The organism is Paraburkholderia fungorum (assembly GCF_046026025.1).
Classification (GTDB): domain Bacteria; phylum Pseudomonadota; class Gammaproteobacteria; order Burkholderiales; family Burkholderiaceae; genus Paraburkholderia; species Paraburkholderia fungorum_E.
Window position 1 is genome coordinate 208731 of sequence record NZ_JAQQFL010000005.1, and the last position, 17462, is coordinate 226192.

Annotated in this window: 17 protein-coding genes, 1 tRNA gene and 1 pseudogene; 7 read left to right on the top strand and 12 right to left on the bottom strand. The window is 62.3% G+C overall.

Features of this window, described 5'->3' with window-relative positions:
- Positions 1 to 200: 200 nt before the first annotated feature.
- Together PQR67_RS08570 and ybiB are read right to left on the bottom strand one after the other, a co-directional pair.
- A pseudogene (locus PQR67_RS08570) lies at positions 201 to 1208 on the bottom strand (2-isopropylmalate synthase); the annotation flags it as partial.
- Between the two features lie 544 nt (positions 1209 to 1752).
- The gene (ybiB, locus tag PQR67_RS08575; protein ID WP_408457039.1) at positions 1753 to 2724 is read right to left on the bottom strand and encodes a DNA-binding protein YbiB; all 972 of its coding nucleotides are present in this window, start codon (positions 2722 to 2724) and stop codon (positions 1753 to 1755) included.
- A gap of 243 nt (positions 2725 to 2967) precedes the next feature.
- Here ybiB and PQR67_RS08580 point away from each other — a divergent pair, with 243 nt between their 5' ends.
- Positions 2968 to 3666: a fumarylacetoacetate hydrolase family protein gene (locus PQR67_RS08580; RefSeq protein ID WP_408457041.1), complete on the top strand. Its 699-nt coding sequence runs from the start codon at positions 2968 to 2970 to the stop codon at positions 3664 to 3666.
- A 25-nt stretch (positions 3667 to 3691) separates the two neighbouring features.
- Positions 3692 to 4336 carry a maleylacetoacetate isomerase gene (gene maiA / locus PQR67_RS08585; RefSeq protein WP_408457044.1) on the top strand — a complete coding sequence of 215 codons (645 nt, stop codon included), beginning with the start codon at positions 3692 to 3694 and terminating at the stop codon, positions 4334 to 4336.
- Between the two features lie 77 nt (positions 4337 to 4413).
- On the opposite strand, the gene ftsY is transcribed toward maiA, so the two are convergent.
- On the bottom strand, positions 4414 to 5574 hold the full coding sequence (ftsY, locus tag PQR67_RS08590; protein WP_408457047.1) for a signal recognition particle-docking protein FtsY: 1161 nt from the start codon (positions 5572 to 5574) through the stop codon (positions 4414 to 4416).
- A 240-nt stretch (positions 5575 to 5814) separates the two neighbouring features.
- On the opposite strand from ftsY, the gene rsmD reads away from it, so the two are divergent.
- From rsmD to PQR67_RS08605, 3 genes are all read left to right on the top strand, one after another.
- Entirely contained in the window at positions 5815 to 6429 is a 615-nt protein-coding gene (gene rsmD / locus PQR67_RS08595; RefSeq protein ID WP_408457049.1) for a 16S rRNA (guanine(966)-N(2))-methyltransferase RsmD, read from the top strand.
- Positions 6430 to 6540: 111 nt separating this feature from the next.
- Complete coding sequence (gene coaD / locus PQR67_RS08600) at positions 6541 to 7056, top strand: pantetheine-phosphate adenylyltransferase (protein WP_028199075.1); 516 nt, start codon at positions 6541 to 6543, stop codon at positions 7054 to 7056.
- 63 nt (positions 7057 to 7119) lie between these two features.
- The gene (locus PQR67_RS08605; protein ID WP_028199076.1) at positions 7120 to 7377 is read left to right on the top strand and encodes a YfhL family 4Fe-4S dicluster ferredoxin; all 258 of its coding nucleotides are present in this window, start codon (positions 7120 to 7122) and stop codon (positions 7375 to 7377) included.
- A gap of 108 nt (positions 7378 to 7485) precedes the next feature.
- Here PQR67_RS08605 and hisC read toward each other — a convergent pair whose 3' ends face one another.
- From hisC to PQR67_RS08645, 8 genes are all read right to left on the bottom strand, one after another.
- Positions 7486 to 8565, bottom strand: a complete 1080-nt coding sequence (hisC, locus tag PQR67_RS08610) for a histidinol-phosphate transaminase (RefSeq protein ID WP_408457052.1) — start codon at positions 8563 to 8565, stop codon at positions 7486 to 7488.
- A gap of 52 nt (positions 8566 to 8617) precedes the next feature.
- Positions 8618 to 9223, bottom strand: a complete 606-nt coding sequence (gene pth, locus PQR67_RS08615) for an aminoacyl-tRNA hydrolase (protein WP_408457054.1) — start codon at positions 9221 to 9223, stop codon at positions 8618 to 8620.
- Positions 9224 to 9373: 150 nt separating this feature from the next.
- Positions 9374 to 9997, bottom strand: coding sequence for a 50S ribosomal protein L25/general stress protein Ctc (locus PQR67_RS08620; RefSeq protein ID WP_408457057.1), 624 nt, complete (start codon positions 9995 to 9997; stop codon positions 9374 to 9376).
- Between the two features lie 165 nt (positions 9998 to 10162).
- Complete coding sequence (locus PQR67_RS08625; RefSeq protein ID WP_028199080.1) at positions 10163 to 11119, bottom strand: ribose-phosphate pyrophosphokinase; 957 nt, start codon at positions 11117 to 11119, stop codon at positions 10163 to 10165.
- A 45-nt stretch (positions 11120 to 11164) separates the two neighbouring features.
- Positions 11165 to 11241, bottom strand: a tRNA-Gln gene (locus PQR67_RS08630).
- 50 nt (positions 11242 to 11291) lie between these two features.
- On the bottom strand, positions 11292 to 12173 hold the full coding sequence (gene ispE / locus PQR67_RS08635; protein WP_408457061.1) for a 4-(cytidine 5'-diphospho)-2-C-methyl-D-erythritol kinase: 882 nt from the start codon (positions 12171 to 12173) through the stop codon (positions 11292 to 11294).
- A 69-nt stretch (positions 12174 to 12242) separates the two neighbouring features.
- A complete protein-coding gene (gene lolB / locus PQR67_RS08640; protein WP_408457063.1) occupies positions 12243 to 12875 on the bottom strand; it encodes a lipoprotein insertase outer membrane protein LolB in 633 nt (210 codons plus the stop codon).
- Positions 12875 to 14716 (bottom strand): tetratricopeptide repeat protein, encoded by a 1842-nt coding sequence (locus tag PQR67_RS08645; RefSeq protein ID WP_408457065.1) that lies wholly within the window; start codon positions 14714 to 14716, stop codon positions 12875 to 12877. The genes lolB and PQR67_RS08645 overlap by 1 nt, the downstream gene beginning before the upstream one ends.
- Positions 14717 to 14803: 87 nt before the next feature.
- On the opposite strand from PQR67_RS08645, the gene mutM reads away from it, so the two are divergent.
- Positions 14804 to 15634 (top strand): bifunctional DNA-formamidopyrimidine glycosylase/DNA-(apurinic or apyrimidinic site) lyase, encoded by an 831-nt coding sequence (mutM, locus tag PQR67_RS08650; protein ID WP_408457068.1) that lies wholly within the window; start codon positions 14804 to 14806, stop codon positions 15632 to 15634.
- A gap of 7 nt (positions 15635 to 15641) precedes the next feature.
- Positions 15642 to 16766, top strand: coding sequence for an A/G-specific adenine glycosylase (gene mutY, locus PQR67_RS08655; RefSeq protein WP_408457070.1), 1125 nt, complete (start codon positions 15642 to 15644; stop codon positions 16764 to 16766).
- Between the two features lie 27 nt (positions 16767 to 16793).
- Here the strand turns inward: mutY and PQR67_RS08660 are convergent, their stop codons facing one another.
- Complete coding sequence (locus PQR67_RS08660) at positions 16794 to 17426, bottom strand: LON peptidase substrate-binding domain-containing protein (RefSeq protein WP_408457073.1); 633 nt, start codon at positions 17424 to 17426, stop codon at positions 16794 to 16796.
- Positions 17427 to 17462 lie beyond the last annotated feature (36 nt).

Below are 17462 nucleotides of genomic sequence, written 5' to 3' on the forward strand. Positions count from 1 at the left end.
TCACCGGTTGCGCCTTGTGAGCGCCCGGATAGCACAGGCAGGCGGGTTGCGCCGCTTGTGCAGAGTGAGCCGCCTGCCGGGTTGGGCCGGGCGGGTGTCGATGCAACGCGCTGCCAGGAGCGCGGCAACGCAGCACGGGGGGCTTCGCCCCGCTTCATGCTTCATGTCACTCAGGCGGCCGCGCGCTGCAGATCCTCATCTCCCCCTACCTGCCGATACGTCGCGTCGCCCGCATACGGGTGCCGCGGATGTACCGGAATCTGGTTGCAGCGCTCGACCACGCGCCGCACCGCGTCGATGCCGGAGAAGTCGAGGCCCGGCTCGACGCCCTGCGTGTAAAGGTTCATCGCGACCGTCACGAGGTCCACGTTGCCGGTGCGCTCACCGTTGCCGAACAGACATCCTTCGACGCGATCGGCGCCCGCCAGCAGCGCCAGTTCCGTTGCGGCCACGGCGGTGCCGCGATCGTTATGCGGATGCACCGACAGCACGATGCTGTCGCGATAGCTGAGATTGCGGTCCATCCACTCGATCTGGTCGGCGAACACGTTAGGCGTCGCGGCCTCGACGCTCGCGGGCAAGTTGACGATCATCTTGTGATCGCGCGTGGGCCGCCATGTCTGCGCGACCGCGTCGCATACTTCGCGCGCGTATGGGAGCTCGGTCGCGTTGAAGGTTTCGGGCGAATACTGGAATGTCCAGTGTGTGTCGGGCCGCGCCTCGGCGTGTTCCTTGATGATGCGTGTGCCTTCTACCGCCAGCGCCTTGATCTGACTCTTCGACTGGTTGAAGACGATCTTGCGAAACGACGGACAGATCGCGTTGTACAGATGCACGATGGCGCGCGGCGCGCCTTCCAGCGATTCGAACGTGCGCGCGATCAATTCGGGGCGCGAGGGCACGAACACTTCGATCGTCACGTCGTCGGGAATGCGTTCTTCTTCGATCAGTTTGCGGACGAAATCGAAGTCGGTTTGCGAGGCCGAGGGGAAACCGACTTCGATCTCCTTGAAGCCAATCGCCACCAGCATCTCGAAGAACTCGAGCTTTTGTGCCGCATTCATCGGCTCGATCAGCGCCTGATTGCCGTCGCGCAGATCAGTGCTCATCCAGATCGGCGCCTGGTTGATCGTGCGGCTTGGCCATTTGCGGCCGGTGAGGCGCACAGCGGGGAAGGGACGGTATTTCTCAGCGGGATTGCGCAACATGAAGAGCCTCGTTCGTTGTGTCGTGTGCGAAAGGGTGTGGCCTCAAGCGGCTGGCGGGCTGCCACGAATGCACGTCCCGCCAGCCGGTGGCTAGCGGCAACAACGAACGGGCGCGAACGAACAACGTCAGGGTGACGACGAAAACGAACGTGGATGATGCCCATGCGACGTGCATTTGATCCTCGCGCTTCGTCCGAACGGTAAACGGACGAATGCAAACGACTACAGGTTGTGAAGAACTACGGTCGGGGGTGATGCGGGAACTACGGAACTGCTTTGAGGACCGCGTTTTGGGCAACGAAAGCTGCCAACGCGCGGCGCTACGACTGGCTTACGCTAGACGTAGCGATAGGGGCCGCGCTAGGCGGCCGGAGGTAATTCGGAGGGTGTTCGGAAGGGAACGCATGGGTCCAATGTATGACGGCTCGTAGCGGCCTGTCAACCCGCGGCTGTCATATCCGGTGCGTGAGTGAGGCGCCGCAGGCGCTGCGTCGCACTCACGCCGTGTACGTTGCGTGGGCGCTATGTGGGCGCTGCACGGGCGCTATGTGGATATTCGCGCGACATCCACGATCAGCTCCACCTGGCGCTCGATCGCACTCGGCACGGGCGCTTCGCCGCGCAGCACCGCGCTGATCCACGCGGCCGTAGTCGCGGCGTCGCGCGCTTCGGGCAGGTCGACTTCAGGCGCGTCGGGCGACGAGCGCTCGTGCGGCACACGCGTTTCGCAGATGCCGTCATGCAGCCAATCCACCTGCACCTGGCGCCGCGTGTCGGCTACCGCCTCACCTTCGGTGCCACGTGCGAGCAGGGCGCCTCCCGCGGCGGCGTCCGAGTGCGTGTTGAACAACTGCGTGAGACTGTCACGGTACGGCGGATGCGTATAGTTCACGAGCCGCAGCCCCGCAGGCGCGAACGGTTGCAGGATTTTCACGAGCGTATGCGTCGAATTGCGCACACCCATCCGTCGGCGCAGCGAAAGAAGCTGCGCCAGCTTCGGTGCGAGAACGTCGATCGGCGCGAACGCGAGGCGGCGCTCGGCGAGACCGTCTTCGATATCGGCGTGCGATTGCGCGTGCGGGATCTGCAGATGCGTGAAGATTTCGGCACTTGTCACGCGGCCTGGATCTTCGGTGACGCCATGCACGAGCACCGGCACACCCTCGCGCGCCAACAGCAGCGCCAGCAGAGGCACCAGATTGGGCTGTTTGCGCGCGCCGTTGTAGGTGGGTATCGAAACGGGTCGGAACGCCGTATGCGGCAAATGAACCGGTTCGAACGACGCATGCGCGCCAGCCAGCATGGCGGCGAGTTCGTCGGCGGTTTCGCCCTTCACGCGATAGGCGAGCAGCACGGCGCCGAGTTCGAGATCGGCCACGCGGCCGTCGAGCATGGCGGTGTAGAGCGCGCGCGTGTCCTCGGCGGTCAGGGCGCGGGCGCCGTTCGGGCCGCGGCCGATTTCCTTGATATAGCGGGCACAGGGGAACGGATTGGCGGAGTCGGCGGAGTCGGTCATCGGGCGCAGTGGGACGGGGGCGTGCCGCCTTTGGGCGGCCGGCCACGGTATTGAAAGGACACTATTCGGTGTGAGTATCGCATCTATGGCGGTCCGGCGGTCCGGCAACCCTGCGAGACGATGCGCCTGGAACGCCGGTCCACGCACGCCTGTGCCGATTGGCTGCGCCGCGCTTTGCTGCGCGTTACACTCGATGTTTTATCGCCGCGCGGACGCGGCACAATCCAGAAAACGGAGAACGGGATGAGTTACGTATTTGCACCCGCACCGGTGGTCGCGGTGCCGGTCGTGGGGTCCAGCGAGCAGTTCGCGGTGCGTCGCATCTACTGTGTGGGCCGCAATTACGAGGCACACGCGCGCGAGATGGGGCATGATCCCGAGCGCGAACCGCCGTTCTTCTTTGCCAAGCCGGCCGACGCCGTGCTGTATGTCGCAGCGGGTACGACGGGCGAATTCCCCTATCCGTCGCTATCGAAGAACGTCCACTTCGAGATGGAACTGGTGGCCGCGATCGGGAAGGGCGGCAAGAACATTCCGGCCGAAAACGCACTCGACCACGTGTACGGCTATGCGCTCGGTCTCGACATGACGCGCCGCGATCTGCAGGCCGAAGCGAAGAAGCTGGGCCGTCCGTGGGATACCGCGAAGGGCTTCGATCACTCGGCGCCGCTCGGCCCGATTCATCCGGTAACGACGGTCGGCCATGTCGGCAAGGGCGCGATCTGGTTGTCGGTGAACGGTGAGGAGAAGCAGAACTCGGACGTGTCGCAACTGATCTGGTCGGTGGCTGAGACGATCGCCTATCTGTCGACACTGTTCGAACTGCAGCCGGGTGACCTGATTTTCACCGGTACGCCGGAAGGTGTCGGCGCCGTGGTGCAGGGCGACCTCATGAAGGGCGGTGTGGACGGGCTGGGCGAGCTCAGCGTACGCGTCGTCTGAAGCGCGGTTGGAGGAGACCCACAACATGAAGCTCTACAGCTATTTCCGTAGCTCGGCGTCTTATCGTGTGCGCATCGCGCTCAACGTGAAGAACCTGCCGTACGACTACGTGCCGGTGCACCTCGTGCGTGACGGCGGCGAGCAACTGAAGCCGGAGTACCGGAAGGTGAATGTTGACGGCATCGTGCCCACGTTCGTCGACGGTAACGAGGTGATGCCGCAGTCGCTCGCGATCATCGAGTATCTGGAGGAAACGCATCCGGAGCCGCCGCTTCTGCCCAGGACGCCGGCGGACCGCGCGTACGTGCGCGCAGTCGCGCTGCAGGTCGCGTGCGAGATTCATCCGCTAAACAATCTGCGCGTGCTGAAGTACCTGAAACACACGCTGCGTGTCGACGACGAAGCGAAAGACGCGTGGTACCGGCATTGGGTCGAAGCGGGTTTTGCGACCCTCGAGGCGCATCTGGCGGCCGACCCGCGCACGGGCAAGCTGTGTTTCGGCGACACCCCGACACTGGCCGATGCCTGTCTGATTCCGCAGGTGTTCAACGCGCAGCGCTTCAAGGTTGACACAGCGAAGTTTCCGACGATTCAGCGTATCTACGACCATGCAATGCAACTCGACGCGTTCGCTCGTGCGGCACCGGGGGTTCAGCCCGACGCGGAGTGATGCGGTGGTTTGAATGAAAAAAGGGCACTCGGAAGAGTGCCCTTTTTGCTTGCTTCGCGACGCGAACGCTCCTGAGTTCAACCGCCCAGCAGCGCGTCCGAAAATTCTTCTGCGCTGAAAGGCTGCAAGTCTTCCACCTTTTCGCCGACACCGATGAAGTACACCGGGATCGGACGCTGACGCGCGATTGCCGCGAGAATCCCGCCCTTGGCGGTGCCGTCGAGTTTGGTGACGATCAGGCCGGTGAGGCCGAGCGCGTCGTCGAAGGCTTTCACTTGCGCAAGCCCGTTCTGGCCGGTGTTCGCGTCGATCACCAGCAGCACTTCATGCGGCGCGCCGTCTTGCGCCTTGCCGATCACGCGCTTCACTTTGCGCAGTTCTTCCATCAGATGCAACTGGGTCGGCAGACGGCCAGCCGTGTCCGCCATCATGACGTCGATCTTGCGCGCACGCGCGGCGCCAACCGCGTCGTAAATCACGGCAGCCGGGTCGCCGCTTTCCTGCGACACCACCGTCACGTTGTTGCGCTGGCCCCAGATCGCGAGTTGCTCGCGGGCGGCGGCGCGGAACGTGTCGCCCGCAGCCAGCAACACCGACTGGTCGAAGCTCTGCAAATGCTTGGCGAGCTTGCCGATGCTGGTGGTTTTGCCCGCACCGTTCACGCCCGCGATCATCACGACCAGGGGTTGCGCGTGGCCGAGCATCAACGATTTTTCCAACGGCTTGAGCAGATTGATCAGCAGGGTGCGCAGCGCCGTTTTCACCTGCTGGGGATCGGTGAGGCGCTCGGTGCGCACCTTTTCGCGCAGCGATTCGAGCAGGAACTCGGTGGCCTCGACGCCCGCATCCGACATCAACAATGCGGTTTCGAGTTCTTCGTACAAATCCTCGTCGATTTTCGTACCGACGAAAATGCCGGTCAGGCTCGAACTCGTTTTCGACAGGCCGGTCTTCAGGCGGGTGAGCCAGGAGCGCCTGGCGCTGGCGTCCTGCTGGGGCGGCGGGACGATTTCGACGGTTTCGGGCGCGGTTGCTGCGGGTCCGTTGGCGGGCGGCGCGGCAGCCGGCTGCGTATCGACGTTAGCGGGCGCAACCGGCCGTGGCGCTGACGGCGCGACGGGTGCCACCGGCGCCTCTGCAGCGGGTTCGGCCGCCAGGGCTTCCGGCGCGGTTTGCGATTCTTCTGGCGCGTTGTCGGACTCTTTCGAACCCTTGAATCGTTTGAAAAAGCTGAACATGATCTGGCGTGGTGAGAGCGCGCGCCGATGCGCGCAGCCGGGACAAGCCCGTGGGAGCGGCAGGCAGCGTTGCGATGCGGGATGCAAGGCGCTGGAAGCCGCACATTTTATCAGGCGCGCCGCCACCCGTCGTATTGGCCGAACGGCCAGGCTGGACGCCGTGCGCCCCTGTGGTAACGTTGGCCCTCCAGCCCCCACGCATCGGCGTCGCGGGCATCCCTATCACGTATTCGAAACTGCATGCCCCGTTCTGCTCCCTCACGCGCCCACGGCGCTTCGTCCAAAGGCGGCAAGGCGCACGCCATCCGTATCATTGGCGGCGACTGGAAGCGCACGCCGCTGCCCGTGCTAGACCTCGACGGTCTGCGCCCCACACCCGATCGCGTCCGCGAAACCCTGTTCAACTGGCTCGGCCAGCGGCTGGACGGCCAGCGCTGCCTCGATCTGTTCGCCGGCAGCGGTGCGCTCGGCTTCGAGGCCGCCTCGCGCGGCGCGGCGCGGGTATTGATGGTCGAGCGCAATGCACGAGCCGCCAGCCAGTTGCGCGCGAACCAGGCGCATCTGTCGGCGCGTACGATCGAAATTGCGGAAGCCGACGGCTTACGTCTCGCGGCAAGTCTCGCACCGGGATCGTTCGATGTGATTTTCCTCGATCCGCCGTTCGACGGCGATCTGCTCGACAAGGCGCTCGCGCTGGCCGTGCCGCTGCTCAGCCCGGAGGGTTTTCTGTATGTGGAGGCGGGTGTTGCGCTCGAACTCGAGGGGAACGAGACGCTCGCCGGTTGGGAAATCGTGCGGCAAGGCAAAGCGGGTGCTGTCCACTTTCATTTGCTGCAGCGCGAAAATAAGGAATAATGCGCGTTCCAAAACAAGCGGCGGACGGTTACCGTCACGCGTGCGGTCGGTGCCAAATGCGTCGCGTGGACGCTTTGACGTGCCCATTTGTCTGAAGAGAGGAGAAGTCTCATGGTAGTCGCCGTGTACCCGGGCACGTTCGACCCGCTGACGCGCGGTCACGAAGACCTCGTTCGACGCGCGTCGAGTATTTTCGACACGCTGGTGGTGGGTGTTGCCGACAGCCGCAACAAGAAGCCGTTTTTCACCCTGAAAGAGCGTCTCGACATCGCTCATGAAGTGCTCGGGCACTACCCGAACGTTCAGGTGATGAGCTTCAAAGGGCTTTTGAAGGACTTTGTCCGCAGCAATAACGCGCGGGTGATCGTGCGTGGCCTGCGGGCCGTCTCCGACTTCGAATATGAGTTCCAGATGGCGGGCATGAACCGCTATCTGCTACCGGACGTCGAAACCATGTTCATGACGCCGTCGGATCAATACCAGTTCATCTCCGGCACCATCGTGCGTGAAATTGCACAACTGGGCGGCGACGTCAGCAAGTTCGTGTTCCCGTCGGTCGAAAAATGGCTGAAGGAGAAAGTCGCTGCGCTGGATCCGAATGACGGTGTTTCGGCGGGACAACCTTAACAGGCGTAAACTGGCGGTTTGACGGATCAAAGCTGGCATCGGCCGGCGCGAAGTGAGAGAAGTATGGCCTTGATGATTACCGACGAGTGCATCAATTGCGACGTGTGCGAGCCCGAGTGCCCGAACGACGCGATTTCGATGGGCGCGGAAATCTATGTAATCGACCCGAAGAAATGCACCGAGTGTGTCGGTCATTTCGACGAGCCCCAGTGTATTCAGGTGTGCCCGGTCGAGTGTATTCCGCGCGACCCTGAGCATCTGGAGACGGCGGAAGGGTTAATGGCGAAGTATCACGCGCTGCAGGCTGCGAAGAGTGCTTGAGCGTTGAATGAGGGTGAACGGCGAGGCGTCTGCCTCGCCGTTCTCTTTGGCGGCAACGGTATGTGTCTGTCGCGCGCGAGCTTGTCCCGACCGCTCGCTATCCCATCGTTACCCGACGTAAGCGCTGAAAATGTCGCGCAGCGCATCCAGCAGAATGTCGCATTCGGCGTCAGTGCCGACCGAGATTCGCAGATGCTGGTCGATTCGCGTCGCCTTGAAGTGGCGCACGAAAATCTCCTTTTCCCTAAGCCGTGCCGCGAGCGTCGCGGCATCGTAGCCTTCGTGACGCGCGAACAGCAAATTCGCCGCCGACGGCACCACCTCGAAGCCCAGTGCGGTCAAGCCTGCCGCCAGCCGCTCACGGCTAGCGATCACCTTGGCGCAATTGTCGCGGAACCATGCATCGTCTTCATACGCAGCGACGGCCGCGACTTGCGCCAGGCGGTCGAGCGGATATGAGTTGAAGCTGTCCTTCACGCGATTCAGGGCGTCGATCAGTTCCGGATTGCCGAACGCGAAGCCGACCCGCATGCCGGCCAGCGAACGCGACTTCGATACCGTCTGGATCACCAGCAGGTTGGGATAGCGGTCGATCAGGGCAATGGCCGATTCGGCACCGAAATCGACATAGGCCTCGTCGATTACCACGACCGATTCGGTGTTTCTCGCCACCAGGCGCTCGATATCGGCAAGCGGCAGTGGTCGTCCGGTCGGCGCATTCGGATTCGGGAACAATACGCCACCGTTAGGTGCGGTGTAGTCGTCGACCTGAATGGCGAAGCTGTCGTCGAGTGCGATGGTCCGATAGTCGACTTCGAAGAGCCGCGCGTAGGTCGGGTAGAAGCTGTACGTGATATCAGGAAACATCAACGGCTTGTCGTGTTTCAGCAAGGCCTGAAAGGTGAGCGCGAGCACTTCGTCCGAGCCGTTGCCTGCGAACACCTGTTCCGGGCGAATGCCGTGGAACGCGGCTACCGTTTCGCGTAACTTGCGCGCGCTCGGGTCGGGATAGCGCCGTAGCGACTCGCCCGCGGCGCCCAGTTCCCGCCGGATCGCTTCAAGTACGCGCGGTGACGGGGGATACGGATTTTCGTTGGTGTTCAGCTTCACCGGATGCGCGACGGCCGGTTGTTCGCCCGGCACATACGGCGTTAGACGGTGAACGATGTCACTCCAGTAGCGGCTCAAGCGAATCTCCTGTCGATGGCGATACGGCGATACGGGTGCGGGCAGGGCGCGCTTAGGGATTGTTGCGATGCAGTTGCATCGTCGCCCGTTCGAGCTCGCCCTGGATGATCTGCGGCATCACGGCCAACGCCCGTTCGACCGACGCATCGATCACATCCTGTTCTTCCCGCCGCGGCGGTTTAAGCACATAGTTGGCGACGTCCGGCTTGGCGCCGGCTCGCGCGCTTTCTGGAATCAGGTCGCGTGGATGGCCGATGCCGATCCGCAGCCGCCAGTACTGCTGCGAGGACAAATGCGCGGTGATGTCCTTCAGCCCGTTATGGCCGCCGCTGCCGCCACCGAGCTTCAGCTTGACACTGCCTGGCGGCATATCGAGTTCATCGTGCGCAACCAGAATTTCGTCCGGAAGAATTTTGAAGAATTGCGCGAGCGCCACAACCGACTGTCCCGAGCGGTTCATATACGTCTGCGGCTCCAGCAGATGTACTTCTTCGCCATGCAGCCGGGCCTTCGCGTAGAACCCGTGGAAGCGCCGCTCGTCGCGCAGCGCCGTGCCTGCTTCGCGCGCCAGTTGATCGACCAGCCAGAAGCCGGCGTTGTGGCGCGTCGCGGTGTATTCAGCGCCCGGATTGCCGAGCCCGACGATCAGCTTGATCATGATTGCGTAGGTCCATCTGGCCCAGGCGCCGAAAGCGGCCGAGCCGAAAAAAACCGAAAAAAAACCCGCCGGGGCGAACCTCGGCGGGTCACATCGACCGTTTCATTGAAACGGATCGAGAGGATTGCTTGCTCAGCGCCCAAAAGGCACTTAGGCAGCCGGCTTTTCGCCTTCGCCTGCAGCAGCAGCGGCGTCGCCTTCAGCGATTGCGCCAGCCGGGATCGTCGCCAATGCGATGACCGGGTTTTCTGCATCAACGTGAGCAACCAGTGCCACGCCTGCCGGCAGGACGATGTCCTTGGCGTGCAGCGAGTGGCCTGCTTCGATCTTCACCAGGTCGACTTCGAGGAATTCCGGCAGTGCCGACGGCAGGCACTCGATTTCGATTTCGTTGAGGACGTGCGAGATCACCGCGCCCGACAGCTTCACAGCCGGGTTGGTTTCCTGGTTCATGAAGTGCAGCGGCACCTTGGTGTGCAGCTTCTTCTTCGCGTCGACACGTTGGAAGTCCACGTGCAGCACGAGCTGACGGAACGGGTGGTATTGCACGTCGCGCAGCAGAACCTGTTGCGACTTGCCCGCCACTTCCAATTCGAGGATCGACGAGTGGAAAACTTCTTTCTTCAGCGCGTGCCAAAGTGCGTTGTGGTCGAGTTCGACCAATTGCGTGTCAGCACCAGCGCCATATACGATGCCCGGGGTCTTACCCGAGATACGCAGGCGGCGGCTCGCACCCGTACCTTGCAAGGAACGCTCGAAAGCGACTACTTTCATGTTGAATCTCCAATGCACTGCCCGCGACCAGGCAGTAAAAACGGGGCCTCCAAGCCATTACGGCTGAGGCCCCAGAGCGATGGCACGAACCTTCGTTCGTTCGTGCCAATTGTGCAAAAGCGCGGCGTGCGGTACTGCAATGCCGCGCCGCGCCTTCGCAAATACTTAACTTTCAGCGAACAGCGACATCACCGAATCGCCGCGGCGAATCCGCGAGAACGTTTCGGCGAGGAGGCCGGCGCTGCTCAACGAACGGATCTTGGCGCACGAGCGGGCTTCTTCGCCGAGCGGGATCGTATCGGTGACAACGAGTTCATCGAGTGCGGAAGCTGCAATACGCTCGCCTGCACCGCCCGACAGAACCGGGTGGGTGGCGTACGCGAACACCTGCTTCGCACCGCGTTCCTTCAAAACCTGAGCGGCCTTGCAAAGCGTGCCTGCGGTGTCGACCATGTCGTCCATGATCACGCAGGTGCGGCCTTCGACTTCGCCGATGATGTTCATCACTTCGGCAACGTTCGCTTTCGGGCGGCGTTTGTCGATGATCGCGAGATCGCAATTCAGTTGCTTGGCCAGTGCACGGGCACGCACCACGCCGCCGACGTCCGGCGAAACGACCAGCAGGTTCTCGTAGTTCTGCTTGCGCAGATCGCCGAGCAGCACGGGCGTAGCGTAGATATTGTCGACCGGGATGTCGAAGAAACCTTGAATCTGGTCGGCGTGCAGATCCATCGTAATGATCCGCTCTACACCGGCGATTTCCAGCATGTTCGCCACGATCTTCGCCGAGATGGCGACGCGCGCCGAACGCGGGCGCCGATCTTGACGTGCATAACCGAAGTAGGGGATGGCTGCGGTGATCCGGCCAGCGGATGCGCGCTTGAGCGCATCGACCATGATCATCAGTTCCATCAGATTGTCATTCGCCGGTGCGCACGTGGATTGCAGGACGAAGACATCCTTGCCACGCACGTTTTCCTGAATCTCGACCTGGATTTCACCGTCCGAGAAACGGCTGACCATTGCTTTGCCGAGGGGAATACCGAGGATTTTGACGACTTCCTGTGCAAGCGCGGGATTTGCGTTGCCAGTAAAAACCATCAGGCCGTCATGGCTGCTCATCGTGCACCTACTTCAGGCTGGGGGCGAGGGAAATGCGAGAATTTTTGGCAGGGGAGGAAGGAGTCGAACCTTCGAATGCCGGAATCAAAATCCGGTGCCTTAACCAACTTGGCGACTCCCCTACACTAACTTTGAGCTTCACCGAACGAGGGAACGTTCGACGATGCAAAACTTATGACGCGAAAGCAAAGAGTGGATGCTGATCGAGACCTGCAGTCACTGCGCTGTTCCATTCGGCTGGCAGTTTGGCTTGCACCGCTTCTGCTTCAGCTTTACTACGGAACGCTGCAAATACACTTGCACCTGACCCAGACATCCGCGCTGGTGCGATGTTTTCAAACCACCGCAGCACTTGCGCTACTTCCACGTATTTTCCCACGACAACCTGCTGCATGTCATTCCGGCCGAAACTTTCTGGCCATTCAGTGTTGCAGCTAAGTTCTGCAGGAAAGTCCGTAATTATGAGAGGTTTCGAATCTCTTGTCAACGTTTTTTCGGAGAAAATCGCTGCAGTCGGAACGTGAACCCTCGGCGTCACTACCAGGAAATGACGCGGCGGCAATTGTACAACGTCTAATGCTTCTCCGACACCCTGTGCGAACGCATTTTTCCCAAAAACAAAGAATGGCACGTCCGCGCCGAGTTTCAACGCCAGCGCCTGCAACTCCAGTCGCGGTAAATCGAGTTTCCAGAGGCGGTTCAGCGCGAGCAGCGTGGTGGCCGCATCGGAGCTGCCACCGCCAAGGCCCGCACCCATCGGCAGGCGCTTGTCGATTTCGATATCGACACCTTCGGGCGAGCCGGTATGCGCCTTCAGGAGCGTTGCCGCGCGTACGGTGAGGTCGTGTTCGGGCGGCACATCGGCGATTTCGGTACTGCGCGTGATGAGGCCGTCGTCGCGCCGCTTGAAATGCAGCGTGTCGCCCCAGTCGAGCATCTGAAACACGGTTTGCAGCGTGTGATAGCCATCGGGCCGGCGGCCGGTGATGTGGAGGAAGAGGTTGAGTTTCGCTGGCGCGAGGCAGTCGCGCAGCGAGTCGGTCGTTTCAATCATGAGTCAGGGTTACATGCGCCATCGCGGCGCGGAAGAAGCGGTAAAGGTTGTGCACGCGAACAGGCGTGACTACTGATCCAGCACGAGCTTGATGTCGAGCGGCGGTTCCGAGCGGCTCAGGTTCAAGCGCTTCACGCCAGTGGCCGGTGCATCGGCATAGGCCAGGTAATCGATCGTCCAGCCGTCTTGCTTGATCTGCTTCAGGTGCGAAGGCTGGTCCGGATCCTTCTCGGTCCTGGCGCGCGACGTGGGAGCCGGCGAAGGCTGCAGCCAGTAACGCAGCCCTTCGACCGGCAGCGCGAAGCCGAGCGCATTCTGCATGAGCGTGGAGACGTTGTCGGCGGTGAGCGGTTGACGGTTGGGCAACTCGAGCGTGGCGGACGCCGGCGACGAGGTCACGATCGCCAGTGTCTGCCCAAGCGGATTGCGCAATTGCAAGGTGACCGTGTCACCCGTTTCCTGCCACGTGAAGTTGCCATACGCATTGCGCTGCTGGCCGTTCTGATCGTTGTACTGGATCGCGAAACGGCCCTGATAAGCGCGGCTGGTCTGCGTAGAAACGGCTGTTGCCGCGTTCGACGTGGACGGCCCCTGCGGCTTCACCGATGCACAACCGGCCAAGGCGACAATCGCTGCCGCTACGAATCCGAGCGCTGCGCCACGCGGCGCCCGGGGAAAGGAGATCAAGCGGGAAAGACGCATCAAAGATCGTTTACCTGAAGGCGTTGCAGCGTTTTGACCAGCGTGTCGTTGTCCGGTTCGAGCTTGCGCGCGTCGCGGAAGGCGGCGCGGGCTTGGTCCTGCGCTCCGGTTTTCCACAACACCTCGCCGAGGTGCGCGCCGATTTCGGCGTTCGGCTGGAGGTCGTACGCTTTGCGCAGCAGCTTGATTGCGTCCGTCGTATTGCCCATCCGGTACTTGACCCAACCGACGCTGTCCATGATGAACGCGTCGTTCGGCGCCAGTGACGACGCCTTCTCGACCAGCTTGTCGGCTTCCGACAGGCGCTGATTGCGATCGGCCAGCGAATAGCCCAGCGCGTTGTATGCCTGCGGATTGTCCGGCTGCGTCTGGATCAGCTTGCGCAGTTGTGCTTCCATGACATCGTAGTGACCGGTCTTTTCGGCGGACATCGCGTAGTCGTAGGTGAGATCGGGATCGTCGGGGAATGCGGCCGTTGCTTGTTGCAGGCGTGTTTCCGCCTCCGGATAGCGCTTCGCGTCGAACAGAATCGCGGCGTCGGTGCGTGCGATCAGCGCCTGGTCGCGCGGATCGGGTGACTGCAGGCCGGCCAGCAGCCTGCGCGCGTCGTCGGTCTTGCCCTGCTTGGCGAGCAATTGCGCCCGCGTGATCTGCGCCGGCATGAATTGCTGGCTCGAGGGCGTTACCTTGTTCAGCCAATCGCCTGCCGCCGCTTCGTTCTTCTGTTCGAGCGCCAGTTGCGCAAGATAGATGTACGCCTGGCCCGGATCGGCGCCCGGCGTTTTTTCAGCTTGCTGCGCGTACTGGGTCAGATAGGTCTGCGCGTCGTTGAAGTTCTTCTGCTGGATCTTGATCAGCGCGAGCGCCATCAGCGGCGTAAGGTCGGCCGCGTTGTTCTTGTGCATGATCTCGAACTGCTTCTGCGCGTCGTCCAGACGGTCGCTCGCGAGATACATCTGGGCGAGCGCGAGACGCGCGTCATGCGATTTCGGATTCTGCTGCACGTACTTTTCGAGCGAAGCGATCCCTTCCTTGCGCTCCTCCGGGCCCATTTGCGACAGCATCAGCGCGGCCGGCAAATAATCGGGCTTGAGCGTGAGCGCCTGTTCGAGCGACTTGCGTGCACCCGGTGCGTCGTCGGAAACGAGCTGCTGGCGTGCGATGGCCAGTTGCGCTTCGGGCCGGTTCAGGTCGTCTTTCAGCAGGTCTTGCAGCACGTGCAGCCCGCCGATCCGGTTGGGACCGCGCGAGAGCAACAGTTGTAGCGCCAGAATCGCGCTGCCGCGATTCTCGGCCGGTACTTTCGTGAGTTCGCGCGCGAGGATCGGCTCGGCGTCATCAGGCTTGCCGGACAGCACGAGCAGTGACGCGTCGAGTTGCGCGGCGCGTTCCGAATTCGGCGCATACTGCTGCCACAATTGCGCGGCGGCCAAAGCGTCCGACGGGCTTTGCGCGGCCAGCGCGATTTCCGTGGCGCGTTGCGCCATGCGTGGATCGTGCGTGTCGCGCGCGAGCGCGAGGTATGTCTGGTAGGCGGGCGCCGGCTGGTCGCGTTGCAATGCGACTTCAGCGGCGAGCACCTGGAATACGATCTGGCTGGACAGCGGCACGCCCGGCAGAGACTTCTGGTCTTCTGCCGTTGCCGGGCCGAGCGGGTCCGGCAGGGTGACGGACGTGTCATCCGAGTCGGGCGATGGATCCTGCGCGTGCGCGGGCACAGCAGCCAGCGCCCAGACGGCGAGTGCGGCGGCACCGAGCATGCGTCGAGCGGATACGGCGTGCGGCACGCGGGATGCGCTAGCCGGGCGCTTCGAAAACAGCTTCACGAAGGACAAGTTCATGGAAATCCGTTCAATGTTTCGGACGATTGTAACGCGCTCGCTACAATAAGCGCACAACCACTCACGCAAGTTGCAGACCAGTTAGACATGCCAGAGTTGCCAGAAGTTGAGGTTACCCGAAGGGGAATCGAACCGTATGTGTCCGGCCGCAAGGTTGAACGCGTCGATGTGCGCACGCCCGCGCTGCGTTGGCCGATTCCGGCGGACCTTGCGAAAACCTTGCGGGGCAGCGTGGTGCGCAAGGTCGAACGGCGGGGCAAGTATCTGCTGTTCGAAATCGATGCCGGCTGGTTCATTGTGCATCTCGGCATGACCGGCACGCTGCGTGTGCTGCGCCATGTGCCGCATCCGCCTGCCGCGGCGAAGCACGATCACGTCGACTGGATTTTCGACGAATTCATTTTGCGCTATCGCGATCCGCGGCGCTTTGGAGCGGTGCTGTGGCACCCGCGCGAAGCCGGCGACGTGCTCGAGCATCCGCTGCTCGCGGGTCTCGGTGTCGAGCCGTTTTCGCCGGCGTTCTCCGGCGCGCTGATGCACCGGCTCACGCGTGGGCGCAAGGTGTCGGTGAAGCAGGCGTTGCTGGCAGGGGAGATCGTGGTCGGCGTGGGCAATATCTACGCATCGGAAAGTCTCTTTCGCGCTGGTATCCGGCCTACCACCGCGGCGGGCCGTGTCTCGCTTGTGCGCTACGATTTGCTTGCGGACGCGGTGCGCGTCACGCTCGCCGCGGCGATCGAGAAGGGGGGCAGCACGCTGCGTGATTTCGTCGGCAGCGATGGTGAAAGTGGTTACTTCCAGCTCGACTATTTCGTCTATGATCGCGCGGGGCTGCCATGCCGCGTGTGTGGAACGCCGATCAGACAGATCGTACAGGGGCAGCGTTCTACGTATTTCTGTCCCACCTGCCAGCGTTAATTCCTCGATGCCATCTCGTTTAAGCCCGACTGCTCCGTCCGCTGCGCCCGCTTTCCCGGTTATGTCTGATTTTTCCGCGCGGCTGATTGCGTGGCAGCGCCAGCATGGCCGTCATGACCTGCCGTGGCAGAACACGCGCGATCCGTATCGCATCTGGCTGTCGGAAATCATGCTGCAGCAGACGCAGGTATCGACGGTGATTCCGTACTACGCCAAGTTTCTCGCGCGTTGTCCGGATGTTGCGTCACTCGCCGCCGCGCCGGCGGACGATGTGATGGCGTTGTGGGCAGGCCTTGGCTACTACTCGCGCGCACGCAATCTGCATCGTTGCGCGCAGGTGGTCGTCGAGCAACATGGCGGCGCGTTCCCTGCGTCCGCCGACGAGCTCGCGGAATTGCCGGGCATCGGCCGTTCGACGGCGGCGGCAATCGCTTCATTCGCATTCGGCGCGCGAGCCACGATTCTCGACGGCAACGTGAAGCGCGTGTTGGCGCGTGTATTCGGCGTCGAAGGTTTTCCGGGTGAAAAGAAAGTCGAGAATGCGATGTGGACGCTGGCGGAATCACTGCTGCCGTCCAACGCATCGGAAAACGATGTCAGTGCGTACACGCAAGGTCTGATGGACCTCGGTGCAACGTTGTGCGTACGCGGCAAGCCGGATTGCCTGCGCTGCCCGTTCGCCGTCGACTGTGTGGCCAACGTGACCGGACGTCAGCGTGAGCTGCCCACGGCACGGCCAAAGAAAGCTGTGCCGACGCGCCGCACATGGATGCTGGTGCTACGCGACGGCAATGCCGTGATGCTTGAAAAACGTCCACCGTCGGGCATCTGGGGCGGCTTGTGGAGCCTGCCCGAAGCCGCCGACGAAGCCGCGCTCGCCGAGCGTGCGAGCGCCTTCGGTGGCGATGGAGCGGCTTCACCGCTCGCGCCGCTCGCCCCGTTTACGCACGTTTTTACGCATTTCAAGCTGGATATCGAACCTCGGCTCGTCGAGCTGGATCGCGGTGCGGGTGCATTCTCCGCGCTAGGCGACGCGGATACCGCGTGGGTCCCGCTAAGCGATCTCGACTCGTTCGGTGTGCCCGCGCCGGTGCGCAAACTGCTGGATGGTTTGCAGGGCTCGTTGATTTAAGCAATCGCTAGCGGAGCCCACGTCAAATCAAAGCAGCTGATGCTGCTGCATATAGTGATGAACCACGTCGATTCGCGCACCTGCGTCCTGCAATTCCATGAGTTTTTGCCTTGCGCGAAGGGCGATCGGCAATACTTCCGCGAGCCGGTTCGACACCCATGACGGATCTTCCAGTCTGAACGGCTCGGCGAACGGCAAACTGTCTGGATCGCGTTCGCGGATCGTGGCGATGATCCGTTCGAGTACTTCCGCGCACGCGCCGAATTTGGCCAGTTGCTCATTGCCCTCGAGCGGTATGTCGTCGCCGAGCGGCTCCGCCATGCCGACCAGCAAGCCACTCGTTTCCACGCGATGCGACAGCAGGCGAAACCGTCGCGTACCCCGTGCCCGAATCAGCAGCATGCCGAAAGCTTCGACATCGCACTCTTCGATTTCGGCAAGGCAGCCAATTGGTTCGGGTACCGAAGGCTCTTCAGCGCGCGCCACTTCGGCGCCGCTTTTCAGCAGACACACCCCGAACGGCATTTTGTCGCGCAAACAGTCGCGTGCCATGTCGAGATAGCGCGCTTCGAAGATTTTCAGCGGCAATAATCCGTCGGGAAACAGCACCGTATGCAGCGGAAACAGCGGCACATCGGCAAGCACAGTAGAAGAAGACATGGCGCAACGCTTCGAGTTGAGGCCGCGCGATGCGGC

What these genes read in the sequence shown, in the direction of transcription:
- PQR67_RS08645 (WP_408457065.1), bottom strand. Translation starts at nt 14,716, where the DNA reads ATGAACTTGTCCTTCGTGAAGCTGTTTTCGAAGCGCCCGGCTAGCGCA.
- PQR67_RS08625 (WP_028199080.1), bottom strand. Translation starts at nt 11,119, where the DNA reads ATGAGCAGCCATGACGGCCTGATGGTTTTTACTGGCAACGCAAATCCC.
- PQR67_RS08605 (WP_028199076.1), top strand. Translation starts at nt 7,120, where the DNA reads ATGGCCTTGATGATTACCGACGAGTGCATCAATTGCGACGTGTGCGAG.
- ispE (WP_408457061.1), bottom strand. Translation starts at nt 12,173, where the DNA reads ATGATTGAAACGACCGACTCGCTGCGCGACTGCCTCGCGCCAGCGAAA.
- ybiB (WP_408457039.1), bottom strand. Translation starts at nt 2,724, where the DNA reads ATGACCGACTCCGCCGACTCCGCCAATCCGTTCCCCTGTGCCCGCTAT.
- ftsY (WP_408457047.1), bottom strand. Translation starts at nt 5,574, where the DNA reads ATGTTCAGCTTTTTCAAACGATTCAAGGGTTCGAAAGAGTCCGACAAC.
- PQR67_RS08660 (WP_408457073.1), bottom strand. Translation starts at nt 17,426, where the DNA reads ATGTCTTCTTCTACTGTGCTTGCCGATGTGCCGCTGTTTCCGCTGCAT.
- mutY (WP_408457070.1), top strand. Translation starts at nt 15,642, where the DNA reads ATGCCATCTCGTTTAAGCCCGACTGCTCCGTCCGCTGCGCCCGCTTTC.
- PQR67_RS08620 (WP_408457057.1), bottom strand. Translation starts at nt 9,997, where the DNA reads ATGAAAGTAGTCGCTTTCGAGCGTTCCTTGCAAGGTACGGGTGCGAGC.
- coaD (WP_028199075.1), top strand. Translation starts at nt 6,541, where the DNA reads ATGGTAGTCGCCGTGTACCCGGGCACGTTCGACCCGCTGACGCGCGGT.
- lolB (WP_408457063.1), bottom strand. Translation starts at nt 12,875, where the DNA reads ATGCGTCTTTCCCGCTTGATCTCCTTTCCCCGGGCGCCGCGTGGCGCA.
- mutM (WP_408457068.1), top strand. Translation starts at nt 14,804, where the DNA reads ATGCCAGAGTTGCCAGAAGTTGAGGTTACCCGAAGGGGAATCGAACCG.
- PQR67_RS08580 (WP_408457041.1), top strand. Translation starts at nt 2,968, where the DNA reads ATGAGTTACGTATTTGCACCCGCACCGGTGGTCGCGGTGCCGGTCGTG.
- pth (WP_408457054.1), bottom strand. Translation starts at nt 9,223, where the DNA reads ATGATCAAGCTGATCGTCGGGCTCGGCAATCCGGGCGCTGAATACACC.
- maiA (WP_408457044.1), top strand. Translation starts at nt 3,692, where the DNA reads ATGAAGCTCTACAGCTATTTCCGTAGCTCGGCGTCTTATCGTGTGCGC.
- rsmD (WP_408457049.1), top strand. Translation starts at nt 5,815, where the DNA reads ATGCCCCGTTCTGCTCCCTCACGCGCCCACGGCGCTTCGTCCAAAGGC.